Source organism: Paenibacillus sp. OAS669, assembly GCF_014873645.1.
Taxonomy (GTDB): domain Bacteria; phylum Bacillota; class Bacilli; order Paenibacillales; family NBRC-103111; genus Paenibacillus_S; species Paenibacillus_S vulneris.
In genome coordinates this window covers 15536-36356 of record NZ_JADBDR010000012.1, presented here as the reverse complement: position 1 = coordinate 36356, position 20821 = coordinate 15536, and the positions used below count along the sequence as shown (strand labels likewise).

General features: G+C 53.6%; 19 protein-coding genes. 1 reads left to right on the top strand and 18 read right to left on the bottom strand.

The window, feature by feature from the left end; all coding sequences use genetic code 11:
* Positions 1-279: 279 nt before the first annotated feature.
* A complete protein-coding gene (locus tag GGC63_RS23365) occupies positions 280-1545 on the bottom strand; it encodes a PmoA family protein (RefSeq protein WP_192704380.1) in 1266 nt (421 codons plus the stop codon).
* Between the two features lie 94 nt (positions 1546-1639).
* On the bottom strand, positions 1640-2785 hold the full coding sequence (locus GGC63_RS23360; protein WP_192704379.1) for a Gfo/Idh/MocA family protein: 1146 nt from the start codon (positions 2783-2785) through the stop codon (positions 1640-1642).
* A 145-nt stretch (positions 2786-2930) separates the two neighbouring features.
* Here GGC63_RS23360 and GGC63_RS23355 point away from each other — a divergent pair, with 145 nt between their 5' ends.
* A complete protein-coding gene (locus tag GGC63_RS23355; protein WP_192704378.1) occupies positions 2931-3776 on the top strand; it encodes an AraC family transcriptional regulator in 846 nt (281 codons plus the stop codon).
* Positions 3777-4129: 353 nt separating this feature from the next.
* Here the strand turns inward: GGC63_RS23355 and solA are convergent, their stop codons facing one another.
* The 16 genes from solA to GGC63_RS23275 form a co-directional block, all read right to left on the bottom strand.
* On the bottom strand, positions 4130-5263 hold the full coding sequence (gene solA / locus GGC63_RS23350; protein WP_192704512.1) for an N-methyl-L-tryptophan oxidase: 1134 nt from the start codon (positions 5261-5263) through the stop codon (positions 4130-4132).
* Positions 5264-5532: 269 nt separating this feature from the next.
* Positions 5533-6111, bottom strand: coding sequence for a GNAT family N-acetyltransferase (locus GGC63_RS23345; RefSeq protein WP_192704377.1), 579 nt, complete (start codon positions 6109-6111; stop codon positions 5533-5535).
* A 6-nt stretch (positions 6112-6117) separates the two neighbouring features.
* Positions 6118-7302, bottom strand: a complete 1185-nt coding sequence (locus GGC63_RS23340) for an amidohydrolase (protein ID WP_192704376.1) — start codon at positions 7300-7302, stop codon at positions 6118-6120.
* Entirely contained in the window at positions 7302-7766 is a 465-nt protein-coding gene (locus tag GGC63_RS23335; protein WP_192704375.1) for a DinB family protein, read from the bottom strand. The genes GGC63_RS23340 and GGC63_RS23335 overlap by 1 nt, the downstream gene beginning before the upstream one ends.
* Positions 7747-8280: a GNAT family N-acetyltransferase gene (locus tag GGC63_RS23330; protein ID WP_192704374.1), complete on the bottom strand. Its 534-nt coding sequence runs from the start codon at positions 8278-8280 to the stop codon at positions 7747-7749. The genes GGC63_RS23335 and GGC63_RS23330 overlap by 20 nt, the downstream gene beginning before the upstream one ends.
* 55 nt (positions 8281-8335) lie before the next feature.
* On the bottom strand, positions 8336-9088 hold the full coding sequence (locus tag GGC63_RS23325; RefSeq protein ID WP_192704373.1) for an amino acid ABC transporter ATP-binding protein: 753 nt from the start codon (positions 9086-9088) through the stop codon (positions 8336-8338).
* Entirely contained in the window at positions 9085-9837 is a 753-nt protein-coding gene (locus GGC63_RS23320; RefSeq protein ID WP_306293524.1) for an amino acid ABC transporter permease, read from the bottom strand. The genes GGC63_RS23325 and GGC63_RS23320 overlap by 4 nt, the downstream gene beginning before the upstream one ends.
* A complete protein-coding gene (locus GGC63_RS23315; protein ID WP_079910957.1) occupies positions 9785-10510 on the bottom strand; it encodes an amino acid ABC transporter permease in 726 nt (241 codons plus the stop codon). The genes GGC63_RS23320 and GGC63_RS23315 overlap by 53 nt, the downstream gene beginning before the upstream one ends.
* Positions 10511-10546: 36 nt before the next feature.
* Complete coding sequence (locus GGC63_RS23310; protein ID WP_192704511.1) at positions 10547-11377, bottom strand: transporter substrate-binding domain-containing protein; 831 nt, start codon at positions 11375-11377, stop codon at positions 10547-10549.
* A 59-nt stretch (positions 11378-11436) separates the two neighbouring features.
* A complete protein-coding gene (locus tag GGC63_RS35205; RefSeq protein ID WP_192704372.1) occupies positions 11437-13485 on the bottom strand; it encodes a dipeptide ABC transporter ATP-binding protein in 2049 nt (682 codons plus the stop codon).
* An 18-nt stretch (positions 13486-13503) separates the two neighbouring features.
* The gene (locus tag GGC63_RS23300) at positions 13504-14400 is read right to left on the bottom strand and encodes an ABC transporter permease (RefSeq protein ID WP_079910960.1); all 897 of its coding nucleotides are present in this window, start codon (positions 14398-14400) and stop codon (positions 13504-13506) included.
* A gap of 55 nt (positions 14401-14455) precedes the next feature.
* On the bottom strand, positions 14456-15388 hold the full coding sequence (locus GGC63_RS23295; RefSeq protein ID WP_192704371.1) for an ABC transporter permease: 933 nt from the start codon (positions 15386-15388) through the stop codon (positions 14456-14458).
* Positions 15389-15402: 14 nt separating this feature from the next.
* Entirely contained in the window at positions 15403-17052 is a 1650-nt protein-coding gene (locus tag GGC63_RS23290) for an ABC transporter substrate-binding protein (protein WP_225948445.1), read from the bottom strand.
* Between the two features lie 20 nt (positions 17053-17072).
* The gene (locus GGC63_RS23285) at positions 17073-18407 is read right to left on the bottom strand and encodes an LLM class flavin-dependent oxidoreductase (RefSeq protein ID WP_192704370.1); all 1335 of its coding nucleotides are present in this window, start codon (positions 18405-18407) and stop codon (positions 17073-17075) included.
* Positions 18408-18476: 69 nt separating this feature from the next.
* Complete coding sequence (locus tag GGC63_RS23280; RefSeq protein WP_192704369.1) at positions 18477-19490, bottom strand: LLM class flavin-dependent oxidoreductase; 1014 nt, start codon at positions 19488-19490, stop codon at positions 18477-18479.
* Between the two features lie 143 nt (positions 19491-19633).
* Entirely contained in the window at positions 19634-20527 is an 894-nt protein-coding gene (locus GGC63_RS23275) for a LysR family transcriptional regulator (RefSeq protein WP_192704368.1), read from the bottom strand.
* Positions 20528-20821: the final 294 nt, after the last annotated feature.

Here is a 20821-nt window from a genome sequence, read left to right as displayed (position 1 = left end):
AACTTTGCTAAATATAGAGGTGGGGTATTCCTCGGAAGAATTTACGTCCGCCTTTGAAACCCGTGAAAATACCACTAAATCGGATCCCTTTCACGGGTTTCAACAGCGGCTGGAGGGGCATGCCCCACCGGAGTATATTGGCAATAGTTCAAGCTCTTTTAGGTTTCTTGACAGCCTAAGGACGCTGTTGAGCGTCCTGAGTTTATCGAGAAACCTGAAAAATTGCTTTGATACCAGGCGGGGTATATTCTCCGGCCAAGCTTCTGAAGCAGAACCACGTCAGACCGGGAATGATGGATTTGGAGCATCCCTCACTACAGCCACCGCAGGGGATATGTATTCGGCATAGCGTTCCCCGACAGCTCCGCTCTCGACGTTACCTGCATGTACATACAGCCGATGGCGCATCCCGACTGTCCCCCCGCTCCGCAGGACATACCCGCCGTTAAAGTGGAAGTTCGCAGGCGTGAACGGGCCGTAATCACGTACGAACCATTGCTTGGCGAACGTTTCGTTATCCGGCGCGGAGAAGACGGCAATGCCCGCCTCCGCGAACTCCTTGGCATCTTTGCCATCCGCCGGGTTCATGCGGAGAAACAGCTTGCCGCTGTAATCTACCCATTCGGTAACGGCTCCAAAAATATTCGCTTCGCCTACGGCGCCGTTCGCCGCCGTCAACCGTCCCGTGTGATGGGCGTTGATCTGCTCGTTGACGCGAATAAACGGAAAGCCGCCTTCCTTGGTGCTGCCAAAGGTCACGTCCCCATTAATCGCATGAAGTTGAGTAGCAAGATCCAAATACCGCGATTCCCGAGGCAGGTTGTAGACCCGGATGGATCGGGTTTCTTGAAGAAGGAGATTTCCGTTCTCATCCTGCCAGTCGATCAGCGCGGTCAGATGACCGAACACCGGACCGCTCTCCAGCGTCAAAAATTTGCGGTGAACCTGCCGGCCCTCCCCGCGGAACTCGTGGTAGAGCTTGTGGCCGTTCACATCGTCATGGCCCCACCATATGCCATGATGGTGCAGGTGATCGTCCGGACCGTCCTGAATCAGCGATTTGCCGTGAGGTCCGACCAGCGGATACAAGTAAGGCTTGGCGACATCGCGGGAGTACATGTATCGGGTAACAAGATGCCCTTCGATGCTGAAAATGACGCGGGCATTCTCTTCCTGAATGTCCAGGAAGACACCCGGTATGTCGGCCCACGGGTTTTGCCGGCGGTCGACCGGCACTGCCTCCGTCCGCGCACGCTTGACGAGAAGCAGCGAGGATTCGCCGCCTGCGGGCCGTTCCCGCAGCAGTATATACAGCGCCGGCTCCGGCACGGCGCCTGTTGGTGTCGACGCCATGCCCGCCCGGCTTAGCTGGCAGGGATACTCGGCTCCGCTCGCCTCGTCGACGGCAAAGAGATGATCATCGCCGGCCCAATCGCTCAGCGTGACAAATACCGCTTCGTCCAGCTCCGCTCGGACCACGGCAGGCATCGGCGCATCCTCGCGGATGGTCAGGCTGATCCATCGATTCTTTTCCAGATTGTTCATATTCTGCCCTCCTATCGGCCTTCGCCGCTCACAGTGATATCGTTCCGCCCCAAAGTTGTAACCGCGTTTTTCTTATCGCCACCTGCTAGCTTTTTTACTCCCCTGATACTTTAATTTCATTATTCCCGAAGCCGGTAACGGAGCGTGTCTTCTCATAGAAATGCGTTGCATTCGCCTGGATTCCTTCCCTCGTATAAAAAGGATCGTCCTTGGTCAGCGGCAGCTTCACCCGCTCTCCCGTGCTGGCCGATTTATAAATAGCCGTAATCAGCTCCAACGTATTGCGGCCGCTGACTCCATCGATCAAGATGCTGGAACCGTTCTCAATCGCTTGCAGCACGTTATCGATTTGCCCCCTATGTCCCAAGTGCGGTAGATCGGGCAGCGCATCATATTGCGCTTGTATTTGCTGCTCCAGCGGAACGTTCGGTTCAGGGAAACCGTTTTCTTTGGAGACGGAAGCTTTTACCTTCCATGGCGTAGAAATACGTGCGGCCGTCCCTTGGAAAATGAGCTGCTGCTCCTCTCCATGATGAACTACCGAGCTGGTGACCTGCGCAAGCGCACCGCCCGAATAGCGCAAAATCGCGACGGACAGGTCCTCGACCTCCGCATTATCATGGGAAGTATTGCTCATGATGGCCTGTACCTCCTCCGGCATTCCCATCATCCACTGCAGTGCATCGATATGATGAACGGCATGGTTGATCGTGCAGCCGCCGCCTTCCTTCTCCCATGTGCCGCGCCACCAAAGATCATAATAGCAATGTCCCCGCCACCAGTAGGAGTCGACTTGAGCATGAACAATGTTGCCTGCCAACCCTTGCTCCAGGGTTTGCTTCAGCTTCATCATCGGGTTCGTAAAACGATTTTGCGCAATAACCGATAAGATCCTGCCGGATTCCTCGGCAGCCCGGTTCATGTCGTCGCATTCTTGCAGGGATGAGGCCATAGGCTTCTCCACAATCACATGGGAGCCTGCACGTAAGAAATCTTGCGTAATGAAAGCATGGGTATAGGGAGGCGTACATACGGAGACAAGATCAATGCCCTGCCCGAGCAGCTCCTTATAATCCTGCACTGCAACCGCATTCAATCCGTATTTGCGTATGGCCTCCTCCGCCTTATCCTTGAACACATCGGCGACCGCAACAATCTGGCATCGGTCCGAAAATGACAAATAGGCATCCATATGCGCCCTGGATATAGAGCCCGTCCCAATAACCGCGACTCGAATCATACTTTCCCACTCCTTTGCAATGGTTGTTCCTTCCTAATCATAAAAGATTGGCTCCCTCATTTATGAAGCAATGTTGTGGTTAAATGTTGGGATCTTGCTATAATGGAAAGAAATGAATTCGATGGATGCATGGAGGGTGAACGCCATGGGAGCCAGACCGTTCGAGTTTGACTATCGAAGAACTTCGGAGGTTGTATTCAAGGAAGTGTTTCATGCCCATCCTGAAATGGAATTTACCTATGTACATGAAGGGGAGGGCAGCCTGATTGTGGATGGCAAAAGCTATCCTGTAGAGCCCGGCACCCTGATGGTCTTTCAACCCTTTCAGCTGCATCGCGTACAGATCCATGTCGCACCGGAGCGTCCTTTTGTAAGAAGCCTGATCCAGTTCGATCCGCTGCTGCTCCAGCCCTATTGGGACAGCTTCCCGCTGCTCAAGCATTTTTTTCATTCACTTAAGCAGCAGCAAGCAGGAGGCAGACCTTGGCATCACCTGAACGAATCGGGTGCCCTCGTAACGGTCATGAAGCAGTTTCATGAAAGCAAGTGCAGGCTTAAACCACAAGAATACCAAGAGGAGTATATGTTTTTCCTGTTAAGCTTCATCAAGCAGCTGCAGCAGCTTGAGCGGCAGCCGGAAGCCGCTTCGAATATGGAGTCCAAATTTTCCCACCGAGCAGAGGAAGTCATGCAGTGGGTCGAGCAGCATTATCAGGAGCCCTTTCGGTTGGAGACGATGGCCAAGGATTTGCATGTCTCCCGCTATCATATCGCCCATCTGTTCAAGGAAGCGACAGGGACCACGATCCTTGCCTATGTTCAAGCGACAAGAATCCGGCATGCTTGCATCTGGTTAACCAAAACCTCGCTTACTATCCCGGAGATCGCCGTAAGGGTCGGCATTCCCAACCCCTCCTATTTCTGCAAGCTATTCAGGGAAACGATGGGGATTACTCCGCATCAATACCGGTTGAAGGTTAGGACGCCTTAGGTGTGGAAGGGATGTCGGGAAACCTGAGGATATGAAAAATGGCTTCGGTCCCCCGGTGGGGTATCCCCCTACGGCCACTGTTGTTCTCGGGAAACCTATAGAAGGACTCGAAATATGCTATTATCCTTCAGCGGGATTTCCCTTCCAGCCAGGCTTCCGAAGCAGGCTTTGCTGCGCAAAGCCCCCAGCTGTTGAAACCCGTGAATCTGATTCAATATAGCGGTATTTCACGGATTTCAAAGGCTGACGTAAACTCCTCCGAGGCATACCCCACTTCTGCATATAACATATTTCCCGTAACAGGGTTTCCCGACAGACCCAAGACGCCTGAAGGCGTCCAAAGGGTAAATAGATTAGGGGTTAAACCTGGAGAGGGAGAAAGGGCTGATATCCTGGAACGTTGAGCCCTTCACGATGAGATCGGATAGTATCTCTCCGACGACGCTTGAGAACTTAAAGCCATGACCGGAGAATCCCCCGGCCAGCCAGATCCGATCATGCTCCGGATATGTGTCGATAATGAAATCTTCATCCGGCGTCATTTCATATTTGCACACGGCTCCACGAAGCAAACGGCCGGAAGCGCGGGGCATGAACTGCTCCAGCGCCTGGCGCAAATCCTGTTCGTCCTCGGCATACGTGCCGAACGGCTCAAAAGCTTTGCCCGGCTGCCACGGCTGCCCGGCATCATGCCGGCCAATCTTGACGCCGGAGCCCTTCAAGCCGGGAAAGCCATAGTACCCTCTCCCTTCCCATCCAAACGTGAATCCGGGGAATTCGGCATGATCGAATAGCGTCTCGTCCGCTTCAAACCACCCCACCGCTTTTCTGACAGGCCGTATAGGCAGCTGGCTGAAGCCGTCGAGGAAGCCGAACCAAGCCCCCAGGCTGACGATGATCCGTTCAGCCGTGAATTTCGCGGTAGGCGTATGCACGGCCACATGGCTTGGGGCAGCTTCAATACGCACCACCGGGCTGTGGGGTAAGATTACCGCGCCGTGAGCAGCAGCCTGCTTCCGGAAGGCCCCGACACAAGCTTCGCTTAAGAGAAAGCCAGCCTGCCGCTCATACAGCCCGATATACGAATCGGGCAGCCGAATGCCTTTCCAACGGAAGCGAATCTCTTCCGCCGTCAGATAATCAACGGACAGCCCGTGCTCCTTCGTTCGCTCCCATTTGCTCTTTAAGCCGGAAGCCTCGGCGGGACCCAGGTTCAACACCCCGGAACGGACAAGCAATGTTTCTCCTGTCACGGATTCCAATTCCGACCACAGCTCATCGGAACGAAGCGCCATGGCCGTATAGGTCGGATTTCCGGCATAGGCGTGACGCATGAGTCTTGTTTCGCCATGATGGCTCCCCGACGTATGGGGCGGATCGAACGCATCGAGCAGCAGCGTCTTCACACCTTGCTTCGCTAAATAGTAGCCTGCGCTCATCCCCATCGAACCGGCGCCAACGACGATAACATCGTATGAAGTACTTATAGGAGTCACCTTCCTTTTTCATTCCGTTGCGATAATTCAATCTTAGCAGCCGCGTGCGTTGTTATGAACCCCTTTATAGTGCCAGTCAAGTAAAGAAAAAAAGGAGTTCAACCGCTATGAACTCCCTAAGGCTGTTGAAACCTATAAAGCCTGCAACAACAATATACCCTTTGGGGTATATGCCTCCGACATAGCTTAACAAGCAGGCTTTGCTCCACAAGCTCCTGACCGTTGAAATCCGTGAGTTTCATTAAATTTGGCAGGCAGGTTTACGAGCTCCTTTTCTCTGCTTCGCGGGTGCTTGCTCTCGATACCAGCTGTTCCAGAGCCTTCGCGTGCAGCGGAAGACGATAGCTTTTGACCAAGTTTTCCCCATTGGAAAAGTCTTTGTCATAGGCACGCTCAAAGCCGAGCCGTTCATACAGCCGGACGGCTGACTGCATCAGATCCGAAGTGTGCAGATGCAGAACCGGAGCGCCCAAAGCGATCGTCCGTTTGACGCTTTCTATAATCAGCTCCGTCGCCACACCCTGTCCGCGGGCGGAGGGCAGGACGGATAGCAAACGGATGATCGGAGTGTGGATTTCCAGCTCCGGTCTTCCGTAAGCGGCCTCTGAGGATACAAACATCTGCACACTACCGACGATCTCGCCGTCTTGCTCTGCGACGAGGGTCGCTATTGCTTTCTCATTATCTACCGCAGCCAGGATCCCTTCCCTATAAGCCTCCCAACGGGGAGGCGCCATCACGGCTTCGTACTGCACATAAGCGGCAAGCATCACTTGTTGAATCGCTTCCCGGTCGGATGCAGCAGCATCCCGGATCGTTAGGGTGCTCAAGCTCCCCATCCTTCATCACCTGTCCTTTTCCAGAGCATGAACAGCGGTTAAAGCAAATAACGCCGCACTGGGGACCAGCGCCTCGTCATTCAAAGTGAACTTCGGATGATGCCATTCCTCCGTTCCGCTCGTGCCCATCCAGATGAAGCAGCCCGGCACCTTCTCCTGATAATGGGCGAAATCCTCGCCTCCGGCCGAGGGAATGGCTTCGGCGACCTGCAGCTTCAATGCCTCAGCGGCATAACGAACGGTTTCAACAGCTGCAGCGTCATTGTTCACCGTCGGAATGCCGGAGAACCAGCTTAGCTCGGCTTCCGCCCCGTAGCCTGCGGCTATGCCCATGGCGATGCGGTGAAGCCGGTCCGGCATATCATGCCTGACCTCCTGGCGGAAGGTCCGTACCGTGCCGTCTAACACGGCCAGATCCGGGATGACGTTCCATGTGGTGCCCGCATGAAAGCTGCAAATGCTGACGACCGCGCGGTCGAAAGGACTCGTGTTGCGGCTGACCGCGGTCTGAATTCCTCCCACGATGGCGCTTGCCGCCACGATAGGATCGATCGCCGCATCAGGCACCGCCGCATGGCCGCCCTTGCCGTGCACTTTAATCTTGAAGCCGTCGACGCTCGCCATAAGCGGCCCGGCGCTTAAGCCGATAGTGCCTACCGGCAGCTCCGGCTTGTTATGCATGCCGAAGATCGCTTCGACGCCTTCCAGTGCGCCGGCTTCGATCATCGCCCGCGCCCCGGTCCCCTTCTCTTCGGCAGGCTGGAACAGCAGCCGCACCTTGCCGCGAAGCTTGGAAGCATGCCGCTTCAATAACACGGCTGCCCCCAGAATCGCCGCGGTATGAAAATCATGTCCGCAGGCGTGCATTTTTCCAGCTATCTCCGATGCATAGGGCAGTCCGGTTTCCTCCTGAACCGGAAGCGCATCGATATCGGCTCTTAAAGCAACGATGGGCCCATCCTCATCGCCCACGATTTCAGCCAGCACACCGACAGGCAATTCCAGCGGAAGCACCGTTATGCCTTCGTTCAACAAAAATTGTTTGATTTTCCGCGTCGTCTCCACTTCCTGCATGGACAGCTCCGGATAACGATGCAAATCCCTGCGGAAGTCCGCCAATACCGGATACAAGGCTCTCGCTTCCTCCAGCCACTGCTCCGGCGCCAGCTTCAGCTCCCTCGCCGTACTCATCACAAGCCTCGCTTGATACGTTCAATTTGCGCCAGATGCGTCTGCACATGCTGGATAAACGCCCGGTAAGAGCTTTCCAGCGTAACCGTTTCTCCTTTAGCGTTGATGCCGGATTTTTGCCAATCCTCTGCGCTCAGCCGCTTGAACAGCAAGCTGTTATAGGCTAGCAGCGCCCCGAATACAGCCAGGATATCGGCGGCCGAGCCCTCGTTCGCTTTGGAATGGCTGACCCAAGGGTCCTGCTGAAAGGCGGCCAGCTGCACATCCGTCTCGGATATCAGCTTGCGGATGCGAAACGAAAACACGATGCTGTGATCCGCCAAGTGGGACAGCACTTCGGTTACGCTCCATTTCCCCGGGGCTTCCTGCTGCTTTAATTGCTCCTCCGTCAGACCTTCGATCGCTTGCTTCAATTGATCCAAGGTTCTTGTATAAGGCGCAAGATCAATAACGGTTTGACTCATGATAGGTTCCTCCCAATGTCATAGTGGCTGCTTCCGCAGCGGTTAGTCTTTTCGTTAAATAAACAAGCTTATCGTCGGTTCCCAGATCTCTCTCGAAAAATCGCTCATAGCCCCTTCTTTCGTACATCGGGAGCAGCCAAGGATGCTTCCTGGAGGTAGCCAATGTAACCGCCTCGGCATGCAATTGGTCCCGCACGATCCGTTCCTCCACATACGTAAGGAGAAGATCTCCCAAGCCTTGACCGCTCCGTAGCGGATCTACGGCGAACCAATACAGGAACGGGTGGGGCGTCACTTCCTTCAGCGATTTGAGGGACAAGGTGGCCACAATGGAATCCTCATCAAGCAAGACATAGCAGGCATTGTCCCTGATATTGTCTGCAACCATCTCCAGGTCCGCATTCACGGCTCTGAACTCAATCCCAAGCTGCCGTATAGATTCGTAAGCGCCCTGGATCACACGCAGAACCTGTTCTGCATCGTCCTCAGCAGCCAACCGGTATGAATAGCTCATAGACAGCACCTCCCAGTTTATGCGTGATGGATTTACGTATAGACCTGCAGCCGATCTAGATCACGTAGCTCCATTCCGGAGTTATCCGCTTCAAAAACTGCTTCGTACGTTCTTCCTTCGGCCTTGCAAAAATATCCTCGGGATTGCCCTCCTCCACGATTCTCCCTTCATCCATGAACACCACATGATTGGAGACGTCGCGCGCGAAGCTCATCTCATGCGTTACCACGATCATCGTGACCCCTTCCCGGGCGATACGGCGGATCACGGACAGCACCTCGCCTACAAGCTCGGGATCAAGGGCGGACGTCGGTTCATCGAACAGAATTACCTCCGGATTGAGCGCAAGCGCCCGGGCAATCCCCACCCGCTGCTGCTGACCGCCCGACAGCTCAACCGGATAAGCGTCTATCTTATGCGACAAGCCGACTTTCTCCAGCATGAGCAGGCTTTTGCTGCGCGCCTCCTCCTTCGACAGCTTTTGAACGACGACAAGTCCCTCCATCACATTTTCGATAACCGTTTTGTGCTTGAACAAGTTGTAGTGCTGAAACACCATCGCCGTCTTACGGCGCAGCGTCAAAATATCCGTTTTGCTCGGATGCTTGCATTGCACCCGGTAATCCCCGATCCGCACCTCGCCGTCGTTCGGTCTCTCCAAAAAGTTAATGCAGCGCAGAAGCGTTGTTTTGCCCGAACCGCTCGGTCCCAGGATGACGACGACATCCCCTTTGCTTACCGTAAGATCGATGCCGCGCAGCACCTGATGCTTACCGAACGATTTCTGAATATTGCTGAGTTGAATCATGCCACTCCCCCCCGGTTGTACCGATTTAAACGATGCTCCAGCATGGACGTAATCTTTTCCGAAATGAGGGTCAATCCCCAATAAATCAGCGCTGCGGCAATAAAAGCCTCGAGAAACTTCAGATTGGATGTGGCGACGATATGCGCTTTGCCGTTCAGCTCAACCAGGGAAATGGTAAAAGCGAGCGACGAGCCGTGCAGCAGCCCTATGAACTTATGCAGCAAATTGGGCAAGCTGGCCATAAGCGCCTGCGGGATAACGACCCGCCTCAAGCCTTGGGCCGTAGTCATCCCCACTGAATAGGCAGCCTCCATCTGACCGTGCGATACGGATAAAATACCCGAGCGGATCGCCTCCGACATATACGCAGCGGAGTTCAGCGAAAAGGCGATAAGGATAAAGGTCACCAGCGGTACGGATTTGGACCGGATTCCCCAGCCGTACAGGTCGGACAAATAATCGAATAGCATCGGCAGACCGAAGTAAATGAGCATAATATGCAGCAGCAGCGGCGTTCCGCGGACGAAAGAGACATAGAAGCCGGCTAGCCAGTGAATGAACCGGATTCGGTAAATTCGAACGAGCGCTATGCCGGTGCCGAGAACGAAGCCGAACAGCAGAGGAACCAGGGAAACCGCCAGCGTCAGAGGAAGTGCCTTAATGATCTCGACAAACGCTTTGCCGATAAAAGCAATATCAAGCGCCATAATGCAGCCCTCCTGTCTGACCGGCTCCCAGCTTACGTTCATGCCGCAAAAGCCTTCTCTCCGATACGGCAAACAATCGTTCCAGCACAATGCAAAGAGCATAGTAGATGATGGCCAGCGCAATATAAATTTCCAAAAAATGGTTTGTCGTCAGCAGTGTCTCCGCTCGCCCTACCATATCCATGACCCCGATGGAAAAGGCTAACGACGTATCCTTCATGCTGGAAATGACCAGATTGCCGAAGTTCGGAAGCGCAATAGCCATGGCTTGAGGCAGCACGATACGCAAGAAGGCGTCTTTCCCTGTCATCCCGGTCGAATAGGCTGCTTCCAGCTGCCCCCGCTCCACGCTGTTCACCGCCGAGCGGACGATTTCGCACACGTAAGCCCCTATGTGCAGCCCATACGTGATGATAACGAATATGATGGCTTCCACGCTCGTTACATCGATATGGAGCAGATGCAGCACTTCCGGCAGCCCGTAGTAGACCAGGAACAGCTGAATAATGATCGGCGTTCCCCGGATGAATGAAACATAGATAATGACCAGCCGATTCAGCACGGGAACCTGGTACAATCTCGGCAGGACGATCATAAATCCGATCAGTATCCCGAGCAGCAGAGAGGCAGCCAGGATGAACAGCGTAATGTGCAGGTAAGACAATAATTTAGGCAGAAACACCGCTACCAGCTGAATATCAAACGATTTGCCCATCGTACATCGTGTTCCTTTCTGACCGCAGCGTCCTTGTTATTCCGAGACGGTATAGTCAGCCCCGAGCCATTTGGTGCTCAGCTTGGATAACGTTCCGTCTTTCTTGATGGATTTAATCGCTTCGTCGATTTTGGCCTTCAGCTCTTCCTCATCTTTACGGAGAATAAAGTACACCTTGGAGTTGGAGATAGCAGGTCCGACGGTTTTCTGCTGGGCATCGGCACTCTCATTGCGCTGGTCTACAGCGAACTGCGTGCTGATCGTCGCATCGACACGCCCGGCCTTCAGCTGGGCAATGACATCGTTCGTTCCGCCGCTTCCCGAATAGACGATATTAATGGCATCGTTATGAGTTTTGTTGTAATCCTGCAGCAGAACCGATGCGTTGCTTGTCGCGCCCACGATGACTTTTTTCCCCTTCAAATCGTCTATAGAGTTAATATCGTTCCGGTCCTTATGGACGACAACCTTATTAGGGAAAATGTTATAGGCTTCATCATTGAACAAAAATTTCTCCTGGCGTTCCTTGTTTACTTCCATCTGATGGGCGATAAAATCGATTTTCTTCGTTTCAAGGCTGAGCAGCAGGTTAGCGAAGTCCATCGTTTTGAACTCGAATTCGTATTCAGGCAGCCTCTTATCAATTTCCTTGACGAGCTCCACATCGTAGCCTGTCAAATTGCCCTTGTCGTCGATAAAGCAAATGTTTGCGAACTGTGTCCCCGTACCGACGATGATTTTCTTGGGCTTCACGGCGCCTGCGGCGGCCGTTTTATCGGAAGCGGCATCCTTGGATGCCGGCGCTGTACCGCATCCCGATGCAAGCAGGACAAGTGCGAGTACGGATGCTGCGATGGTTTTCTTCATCAAAATAGATCATCTCCTTTGGTTTCATCGTCATAACGGGGGGATAGCCTAATGGTTCGCTATAACGGATAATGACATGCAGCCCAGCGTCCTTCTGCGACCTGCGTTAATTCCGGCTCTACACTCCGACATAGGGCCGTTGCAGCCGGGCATCTCGTATGGAAACGGCAGCCCGCCGGAGGATTGGAGGGGGAAGGAATTTCCCCTTGAATCGATACGAACGGTTTTCTGCGGGCCGGATCGGCTGTCGGAATGGACGCAATAAGCCCTTTGGTATAGGGGTGAACCGGATGCTTGAAAAGCTCTTTGCCGGGAGCCACCTCCACCAGCTTGCCGAGGTACATAACCCCGATCCGGTCTGATATATGGCGGACGATATTCAAGCCGTGAGCGATAAACAAATACGTCAATCCGCGCTCCCGCTGGAGCTCCTGGAGCAAATTGATGATTTGCGCTTGAACGGATACGTCCAATGCGGAGACCGCCTCGTCAGCGAGAATAAACTGCGGGTTCAACGCGAGGGCCCGGGCGATCCCGATACGCTGCCTTTGTCCGCCCGAGAATTCATGCGGGTATCGGTCATACCAAGCCGGATTCAATCCGACGGCCTGCAGCAGCTCCTCTACCCGGCTGCGCTTTTCGCCGGCACTGACCGTCCGATGCACCTTTAACGGCTCGGCGATAATCTCACCGATCTTCCACCGGGGATTGACGGAGCCGTACGGATCCTGAAAAATCATCTGCATGTCACGCCGGGTTCTCAGCATGTCAAGCGATTGGGAATTTGTGATCTCCTCGCCCAGAAAGCGAACCTTGCCTGATGTTGCCTTTTCCAGCTGAAGGATTAATCGCCCGAGCGTCGATTTGCCGCTCCCAGACTCTCCGACCAGGCCGAACGTTTCCCCCTTCCGAATCGTAAAGCTCACCTCATCGACCGCATGAATAAAGGACGAAGGGCGTCGCAGCCCGCTTTTTTTAATCGGATAATATTTGCTGAGCCGTTCCACCTCGATCAAATGGACCGGAGCCGTTGAGGGCTCTGGGACTTCGGTGTCCGATAGAGCAGAATGGACCGTTACTTCTGGATTCGCTGAGATGGAGGCGGCAGGCACAGAAGCCATCCAATCCTCCTCTTGAACGAGCTCCTCTGCATACCAGCAGGCGGATTGCCTGCCGTTCACATGAAACAGAGGAGGGCTATCCTTCACGCAGCGTTCAGCAGCGTATGGGCATCTGGGATGAAACCGGCAGCCCGGAGGAAGCTCCGCCAGGCTCGGGATCGAGCCCTCTATGGAGAACAGCTTCGCTCCATGCTCGCTGTCCAGCGTTGTAATGGATTGCAGCAATCCTCTGGTATATGGATGATGGGGCAGCTCGAACAGCTGCTGCACGGTGGCCTGCTCCACTACCTTGCCCGCATACATGACAAGGATTCGATCCGCCATTTCGGCGGCGATCCCCATATCATGGGTGATTAGCAGAACGGACATCCGAAACTCCGTCTTCAGCTCCTGCAGCAAATGAAGGATTTGCGCTTGAATGGTCACATCCAACGCGGTAGTCGGTTCGTCGGCGATCAACAACTCCGGACCGCAGGCTAGCGCCATCGCAATCATCGCACGCTGCAGCATGCCTCCTGACAGCTCATTCGGATACTGCTTCATTCGCAGCTCCGGCTCGGGAATGCCGACCCTTTGCAGCAAATGAACGGCACGCTCCCACGCCTGCTCCTTACTGCCCTGCTTATGGGTCAGAATGACCTCCGTTATTTGGCTTCCTATCGTAAATACAGGATCAAATGCCGACATGGGCTCCTGGAAGATCATCGCTATCTTTTTTCCCCGTAAGGAACGAAGCTCTTTCTCGGGCAGCACCGTTACATCTACCCCGTTAAACGTAATGGTCCCTTCGGCGATCCGGCCGTTCTCATAATCCAATAACCTCATGATAGATTTGGAGGTTATCGTTTTGCCGCTTCCCGACTCGCCGACCAGGCAGACGGTTTCACCGGGCTGAATGTGCAGGCTTACATCCGCAATCGCTCTAAGCGGCCCTTCCTTGGTCGCAAAGTCGATGGACAAATGCTGAATATCAAGCAATGGTTTCATTGATGCCGCCTCCCTGTCCTATGTCCTGCTTTTCTTCGGATCCAGCTGATCACGGATATAGTCCCCGATCAAATTGACCGATAGGACGAATAACGTAATCGCCAAGCCGGGGAACGTCGCAATCCACCAGGCTACCGTCAAGTAGCCTCGGCCTTGGGACAGCAAGGTGCCCCAATCCGGAATTTCCTTAATGACGCCCAGCCCAAGAAAGCTTAAGCCCGAGCCAATCAATATGGACGAACCGAGCCCGATAGTGGCCATAACCAATAGCGGGGACCAAGCATTCGGCAGCACATGCCACCAGAATCTCCGTAAGGCCGAAGCCCCTATGGAACGGGAAGCTGTTACGAAGGACCGGTTCTTGATACTCATAATTTGTCCCCGCATCACTCTTGCGTAGCCGGGTACTGCGGACACGGCTACAGCGAATACAATATTGAATAAATGAGGGCCTAAGGCGGCTGCAATAGCCAGGGCGAGCAAAATGCCGGGAATGGTCATCAGCACATCGATGAATCGCATCAGAACCTGATCGAGTACACCTCCGACATAACCGGATAGCGCTCCGATCGTCCCTCCTAGAATCCCGCCAGCCAGCACTGAGGCAACGCCGATAAACAGGGAATCGCGGGCTCCATAGACGACAAGGCTGAATATATCCCTTCCGAAATAGTCGGTTCCAAGCCAATGTGCCGTGCCGGGCGGCTGCAATATATGATCCGTAAACATCTGAGTCGGTGCATACGGGGCGACAGCCCCTGGAATGACGGCGCAGACGATGATGAACAGCACGATAAGAGACGCAGCGCAGACAAACAGCTCAGCTGCCGTTAGCGATCTACCCTGTTTCCTTCGAGGCGCGCTCTCACTCCTTTCCTTCCAGACGGTTTTTGCGGATGATATCACTTCCTTCATAACCGTTTCCCTCCCAAGCTGTACTGAATGATGGCCAAATCCATAGCCTGTTGATTTAGCTTGCATTGGACCTGCGGACCCGAGGGTCAATGTAGTTGTAAGAAAGGTCCACGAGAAAATTGACGACCACATATACAATAGCCGAGAAAAACACAACCCCCTGAACGACCGGCAAATCCCTCGCCATAATGGCATCAGCGATGATTCTCCCGATTCCTTGTCTCGAGAATACCGTCTCGACCACGACCGTTCCCGCCATCAGATCGCCTATGTGAATTCCTATGACGGTAATAGCCGGGATCAGCGCATTGCGCAGCGCATGAAGGTACATGACCTTTTTCTCCGCCAATCCCTTGGCTCGAAGCGTTACGATGAACGGCTCGTTCAACACTTCTACCATACTGTTGCGCACCATGCGGACGATAAAGCCGGCCCCTACAATCCCCAAGGCTGCCGCCGGCAGGACTAGAGTGGCCAACCCGTCGGAGCCCATAGCCGGAAACCAGCCCAGCTGGACCGAGAACAGGAGAATGAGCAGGATCCCCGACCAGAAGGTCGGCATGGAGATCCCGAATAATCCAACCAGCCGTGCCACTACGTCGATCCACCGGTTGCGGTACACCGCAGACAATACGCCGAGCAGGACCCCGAACACAACGGAGAGCAGCGTGCTTGCCAAGGTCAGCGTTAACGTTGCCGGAAAATGATTCATGATCTTCGGCAGCACGGGCTCGCTGTTGATCATCGACTTGCCGAAGTCCCCCTGCAATATCCCGGCGAAATAACGTCCGAATTGCACGTGGAATGGCTGATCGAGTCCCAGCTGATGACGCAGGTTGGCTATCATTTCCGGAGTTGCCGTGGAAGGATCAAGCATCGAGAGAACCGGATCGCCGGGCAGTACATAGATGATGGCAAATACGAGCACCAGCGATCCCAGGATGACTAGAATGGAGGACAGCAGCCGTTCAATCAACGTCTTGATCATATCCATGAACTCCTTTATTTTTGAATGGTGACATCATTGAATAACGGATAACCCAACGAATCGAACTTCAGACCTTTAACCGTTTTGGAGGCCGCTATCGTGTACGGGAATACATAGATCGGGATGATGACGGCATTATCGCTTAGATTGCGCTGGACCTTTTTATAAATATCCGCACGCTTGGCCGGATCCTGCTCTACCGTTCCCTGCTCCAGCAGCTTATCCAGCTCGGGGTCGGATGCCCCCGCTATAGTCAGCTTCGTGGCATTCGGGTCCTGCGTATGATAGAAGTTTCGCAGCGCATCAGGATCGGAGTTGACCTGACTGTTCCCGTACAGATCATGAGCCCCGTTCTTGTAGACGACCGTAGCGGTATCCTTCGTTATCTCCACCTCTACCGCCACGCCGATCTGCTTCAGCTGCTGCTGAACCATGACAGCGATATCGTTGCGCTTCTCGCGGTTCGGCGAGCCGTCCACATAATGCAGCGTGAGCTTTTTGCCGTCTTTCTCGCGAATACCGTCGGCTCCCTTCACCCATCCCAGCTCATCAAGCAGCTTATTGGCTTTAGGGATATCCTGCTTGATACCTTTTTCCAAGGAGGCATCGTATCCGAATATGCCCGGAGTCAGAGCGGACCAAGCTCTAGGATAGGTACCCAAATACAACGTCTTGACGATGGCATCCACATCCAGCCCGTACTGCACCGCCTGTCTTGCCTTCACCTCATTCCAGGGAGCTCTGCGCTGATTGAAGAATAGCGTGTACGGCAGGCCGACCGTATTCACCTGAAGAAGCTGGGTTTTCGGGTCGTTTTTGAGAGACAGCACATTTTGCGGCGGTACGGTCTCCGCTGCCAGCACTTGACCGCTCTGAACGCTGCCTATCCGCGTCGCTTCCTCCGGAGCAATTTTGAACGTAATGGTGTCCAGATACGCTTGCCCCTTATTGTCCACAAGCTCAGGCGCCCAACGATAATTGGAGCTTTTCGCGACCTGAATGTCCGCATTTTCGTTCCACTTGACGAACGTAAACGGTCCGGTTCCCACAGGATGTTTGCCGAAGTCGTCTCCGTACTTCTTGGCCGCCGTTGGGGACACGATACCGAGCAGCGCCTGGCTCAAGTTGCCGAGAAATGCCGTCGACGGCGTCTCCAGATTCAGCCTGATTGTGTATTCATCGAGAACTTCCGATGACTTATAAGGCCGCAGCAGCGCCAATGCATTCCCAGCTTTCGTCTCCGGGTTAATGATCCGGTCATAGTTGAATTTCACCGCTTCGGCATTGAAAGGAGTCCCGTCCTGAAACACGACATCCTTGCGTAGCTTGAAGGTGTAGCTCTTGCCGTCCGGCGATATGGACCATTCGGTTGCAAGCCAAGGCTTGATTGAGTTGTCGGGCAGCTGGACGACCAGGCTGTCATAGATGGTCCGTATGACCCGGACGGCTACGGCAAGACCGCTCCGATGCGGGTCGAGCGTATCCGGCGAGGTCGCCAGCGCGAAGGTCAGATCCCCTCCCGGTGCCCCCGGCTGTCCGTTCGCATTCGACGTTGAGCCCGTCGTCGCTGCATTCCCGGCATCCTTGGCGCAGCCCGAAAGAACAAGCAGCAGGACGGAGGCCAACGCGATATATTTCATCCAATGTATCGATTTCTTCCTCATGTTAACCACTCCACTCTAGACTAACTGCGTATTTCCTGTTTTGCATATCGGTTTACAGGGAATTTTAAGCCGAGATTACCGCGCAGCGTATCCGCCTCGTATTCTTCCCGGTAAACTCCCCGTTCCTGAAGGATCGGCACGACATGATCGACAAAATCATTCAGTCCGTTCGGCACCGCAGATGAAATGATGAATCCGTCGGCTCCTTTTTGCTCGAACCATTCCTGTATAAGATCAGCCACATGCTCCGGCGTCCCGATGAACTGTGTTTTGGGGGTAGCTGCTCTGAGAGCTACCTGGCGCAGCGTTAAGCCCTCCTCCTGCGCTTCCTTCTTAATGCGGTCCGTGGTGCTGCGGAAGCTGTTCTTGCCGAGGTCGCCCAAATCCGGGAACGGTTCATCGAGCGGATATTGCGTAAAATCATGATGATCGTAAAATCTTCCGAGGTAATCCAACGCCTTGTCGATGCTCATCAAGTCTACGATTTCCTGATATTTGCGCTCCGCTTCCTCGTGAGTCTGCCCGATAATCGGGCCGATGCCCGGTAAGATCACGATATCTTCTGGAGAACGGCCGAACGATACGGCTCTCTTCTTCACATCCTGATAAAATTGCTGCGCATCGGCTAGGGTCGGGTGTCCGGTGAATATGGCATCGGCTTCCTTGGCGGCCAGGTTTTTGCCGTCATCCGAGGAGCCTGCCTGGAAGATAACCGGCTGTCCCTGCTTGGATCGGCCGATATTGAGCGGTCCTTGAACCGAGAAAAATTCCCCCTTATGATCCAATCGGTGCAGCTTCTTCGGATCGAAGAAGACGCCGGTTTCTTTGTCACGGACAAATGCGTCATCCTCCCAGGAATCCCATAATCCTTTCGTCACTTGAAGGTATTCGGTCGCAATCCGGTATCTCTTCGGATGGTCGGGATGCTCTTCAATCGTCTTGCTGAAATTGAGGGCGGAGCCTTCTAACGGAGAAGTGACGACGTTCCAGCCGGCACGCCCGTGACTGATGTGATCCAGCGAAGCGAATTGTCTCGCTACGGTGAACGGTTCGCTGTAGGACGTAGACAGCGTCCCTACCAGCCCGATACGGGAGGTCACTGCGGCCAGCGCCGACAAAATGGTGATCGGCTCAAAGCGGTTGAGAAAATGCGGTATCGACTTCTCATTAATGTACAGACCGTCCGCAATGAACACCAGATCGAATTTGCCTTCCTCGGCTTTTTGCGCCTGCTGCTTGTAAAAATCGAAATTGACGCTTGCATCGGCAATGGCTTTCGGATGCCTCCATGCCGCCATATTGCCTCCTACCCCATGAATGATCGCACCGAATTTGATTTTTCTATCTTTACTCATTGGAAATCCTCCCTGGATTGGTTTGATTTGGTCATTTTCTTCGACAGTTGCTCTTTCTTGCTTTGACAGCTACACGGTCAATTCCGAGAAGGCCTCCTGCAGCAACTCATAAGCATGAAGCCTCTCGGCAAAGCTTTTCATCACGACAATAAGGATCAGCTCCTCCACATCATAGCGCCGTTGAAGCTCGAGCAGCTGCTCTCGCACCGTATGCTTCGACCCGTGAAGGATAGGGGCATCCTTGACCTCAACCGTAAATTTCTCATCGGACTGCCGGCCGTATTCCTCCGCCGCCTCCAGGCTTTTCACGTTGATCGTTTTTCCGCTTTCCAGCTGGATCTTCACATGCTTGGAATCGACAGCCAATGCTTTGGCCTCTTCATCGGTATCCGTGACGATAACGGACACTCCTAATATCGCTTGCGGCTTCGACCCTAGTGTAGACACAAACTTGGTCCGGTACGTGTGAAGGGCCTGCTCTATTACAGCCTCGTCGCCGTTAATAAACTTTGCAAAAACATAAGGAATTCCGGTTTGTGCGGCTAATGCTGCGCTGGATGCGCTGGTGCCAAGCAAGAATAGCTCCGGCGGCGTTTGTGGAGCCGGCACTGCCTTAACTCCGTACAGCGGATGGCTCTCGGGCAGCGTGCCGTTGAGATATTGCTCCAGCTCTACGAGCTTTTCCTCCAGCGGCTTCGCCCCTCTATAGCTCTCCTGCTGCAGCGCCTTCGTCGACCTTGGGAGCCCTCCCGGGGCTCTGCCTATTCCGAGATCTATCCGGCCTGGGGCTAGTGAAGCAAGCACGTTAAAATTTTCCGCCACCTTGTAGGGGCTGTAATGCTGCAGCATGACCCCGCCTGAACCGATCCGGATTCGCTTCGTATGGGCGAGCAAGTAGGAAATTAAAACTTCAGGGGATGACCCCATCAATTTTTCCGAGTCATGATGCTCAGATACCCAAAACCGGTAATAGCCGAGCTCCTCTGCTTTTCGGGCAAGCTCTACCGTATGACGGAACGCTTCTTCGGCTGTCTCTCCTTCATCTATTGGACTCTGGTCTAAAATGCTTAATTTAAGCCCCACGTTCCTCTCCTCCTCTCGATCACATTAACCATATTTCCTATTGGTTTTGTCGGTTTTATTTGCATGGATAAAGCTTATCACCGCCCTAATGGAGCGTCAACGGGCCAGCTAATAGGCTTTTTCTATTATAAAATCGAAACATTCTATGCAAGCGCCGTCTGCAGTAATACCTCCCGGCTCATTTCCAAAAACGGCTTATAGAACTCCGCATATTCCCCTTTGCGTACGATCAGGTTCGTTCTCAAGGAAAGACTCGCGAGCGACGGTACATCGACGGGAAACAGCCTGCGGGCCTTAATCTCCTCCGTTACGGATAACGAAGGCAGGAAGCCGATTCCCATCTGTTTCATGATCAGCTTCTTCGCCGTCTCCAAATTATCCATATGAAAAGCTATATTCGGGGGATGATCCAACGTTTCGAACCAATGATGCAGCTTCATCCAATCCAGCGAACCGCACTCGAAGAAGATTAGCGGCTGACGGCCTACGTCCTCAAGAGCTACGTGGTTCATTCTTAAGAAGGGATGCCCTTCATGCACAAATAACCTGATAGGGTCCTCGTAAAACTTCACGGAGTCTATGTGCGGATGCGTCATATTACGTACCAAGCCCAGATCGATTTCCTTGCTCATGACTTTCTCCATAATGGCCTCGCTTGAAGCTGTGAGAAGCTTTACCTGAAGCTCCGGGAACCTTGTCTTCATAACCGGCACGAGCTCGGGGAGAATGTAGTTCGATACCGATACAGTACATCCGATGGTCACCTCATGGGGCGTAGCTTTCATTTGCTGCAGCTGCTGCTTGCCTTTTTTCATCGATTGCAGAATCTGCTGGGCATAGGGGAGAAACTGCTTTCCCTTCTCGGTTAATGTAAAATGCCTCCCCTCCCGTTCGAACAGCTTCACGTCCAGCTCCCGCTCCAATGTCTGTATTCGCGCCGAAATGGAGGGCTGAGACAGGAACAACGCATCCGCCGCCTTGTTAAAGCTGTTAAAATGAATGACATACACAAATGCCTCGATATTCTCAATGTTCATACGCAGCCTCCATAGTGCTTCCCCCTATTTCCTTTTATCTGCAAGTCCATAGAAACAAAAGGAGACACATCCAGCTTCCCGGGGGAAAAGGATGTATCTCCAGTCGAACCGGTCGATACTATATAATTCCTATGTGTTTAGTTGTATTTAATTTAACGATCTTTCCGCCCATTTGTCAACCCTAAATTGCGGAAATTTTCAGTCATCTTGTCTTACTAAAACCCGCCAAAGCGGGGGCTTCGCTTCCAGGCAGATGGAGATGCTTTGCGGCGAGCCCCGAAGTTTCTGTTATGA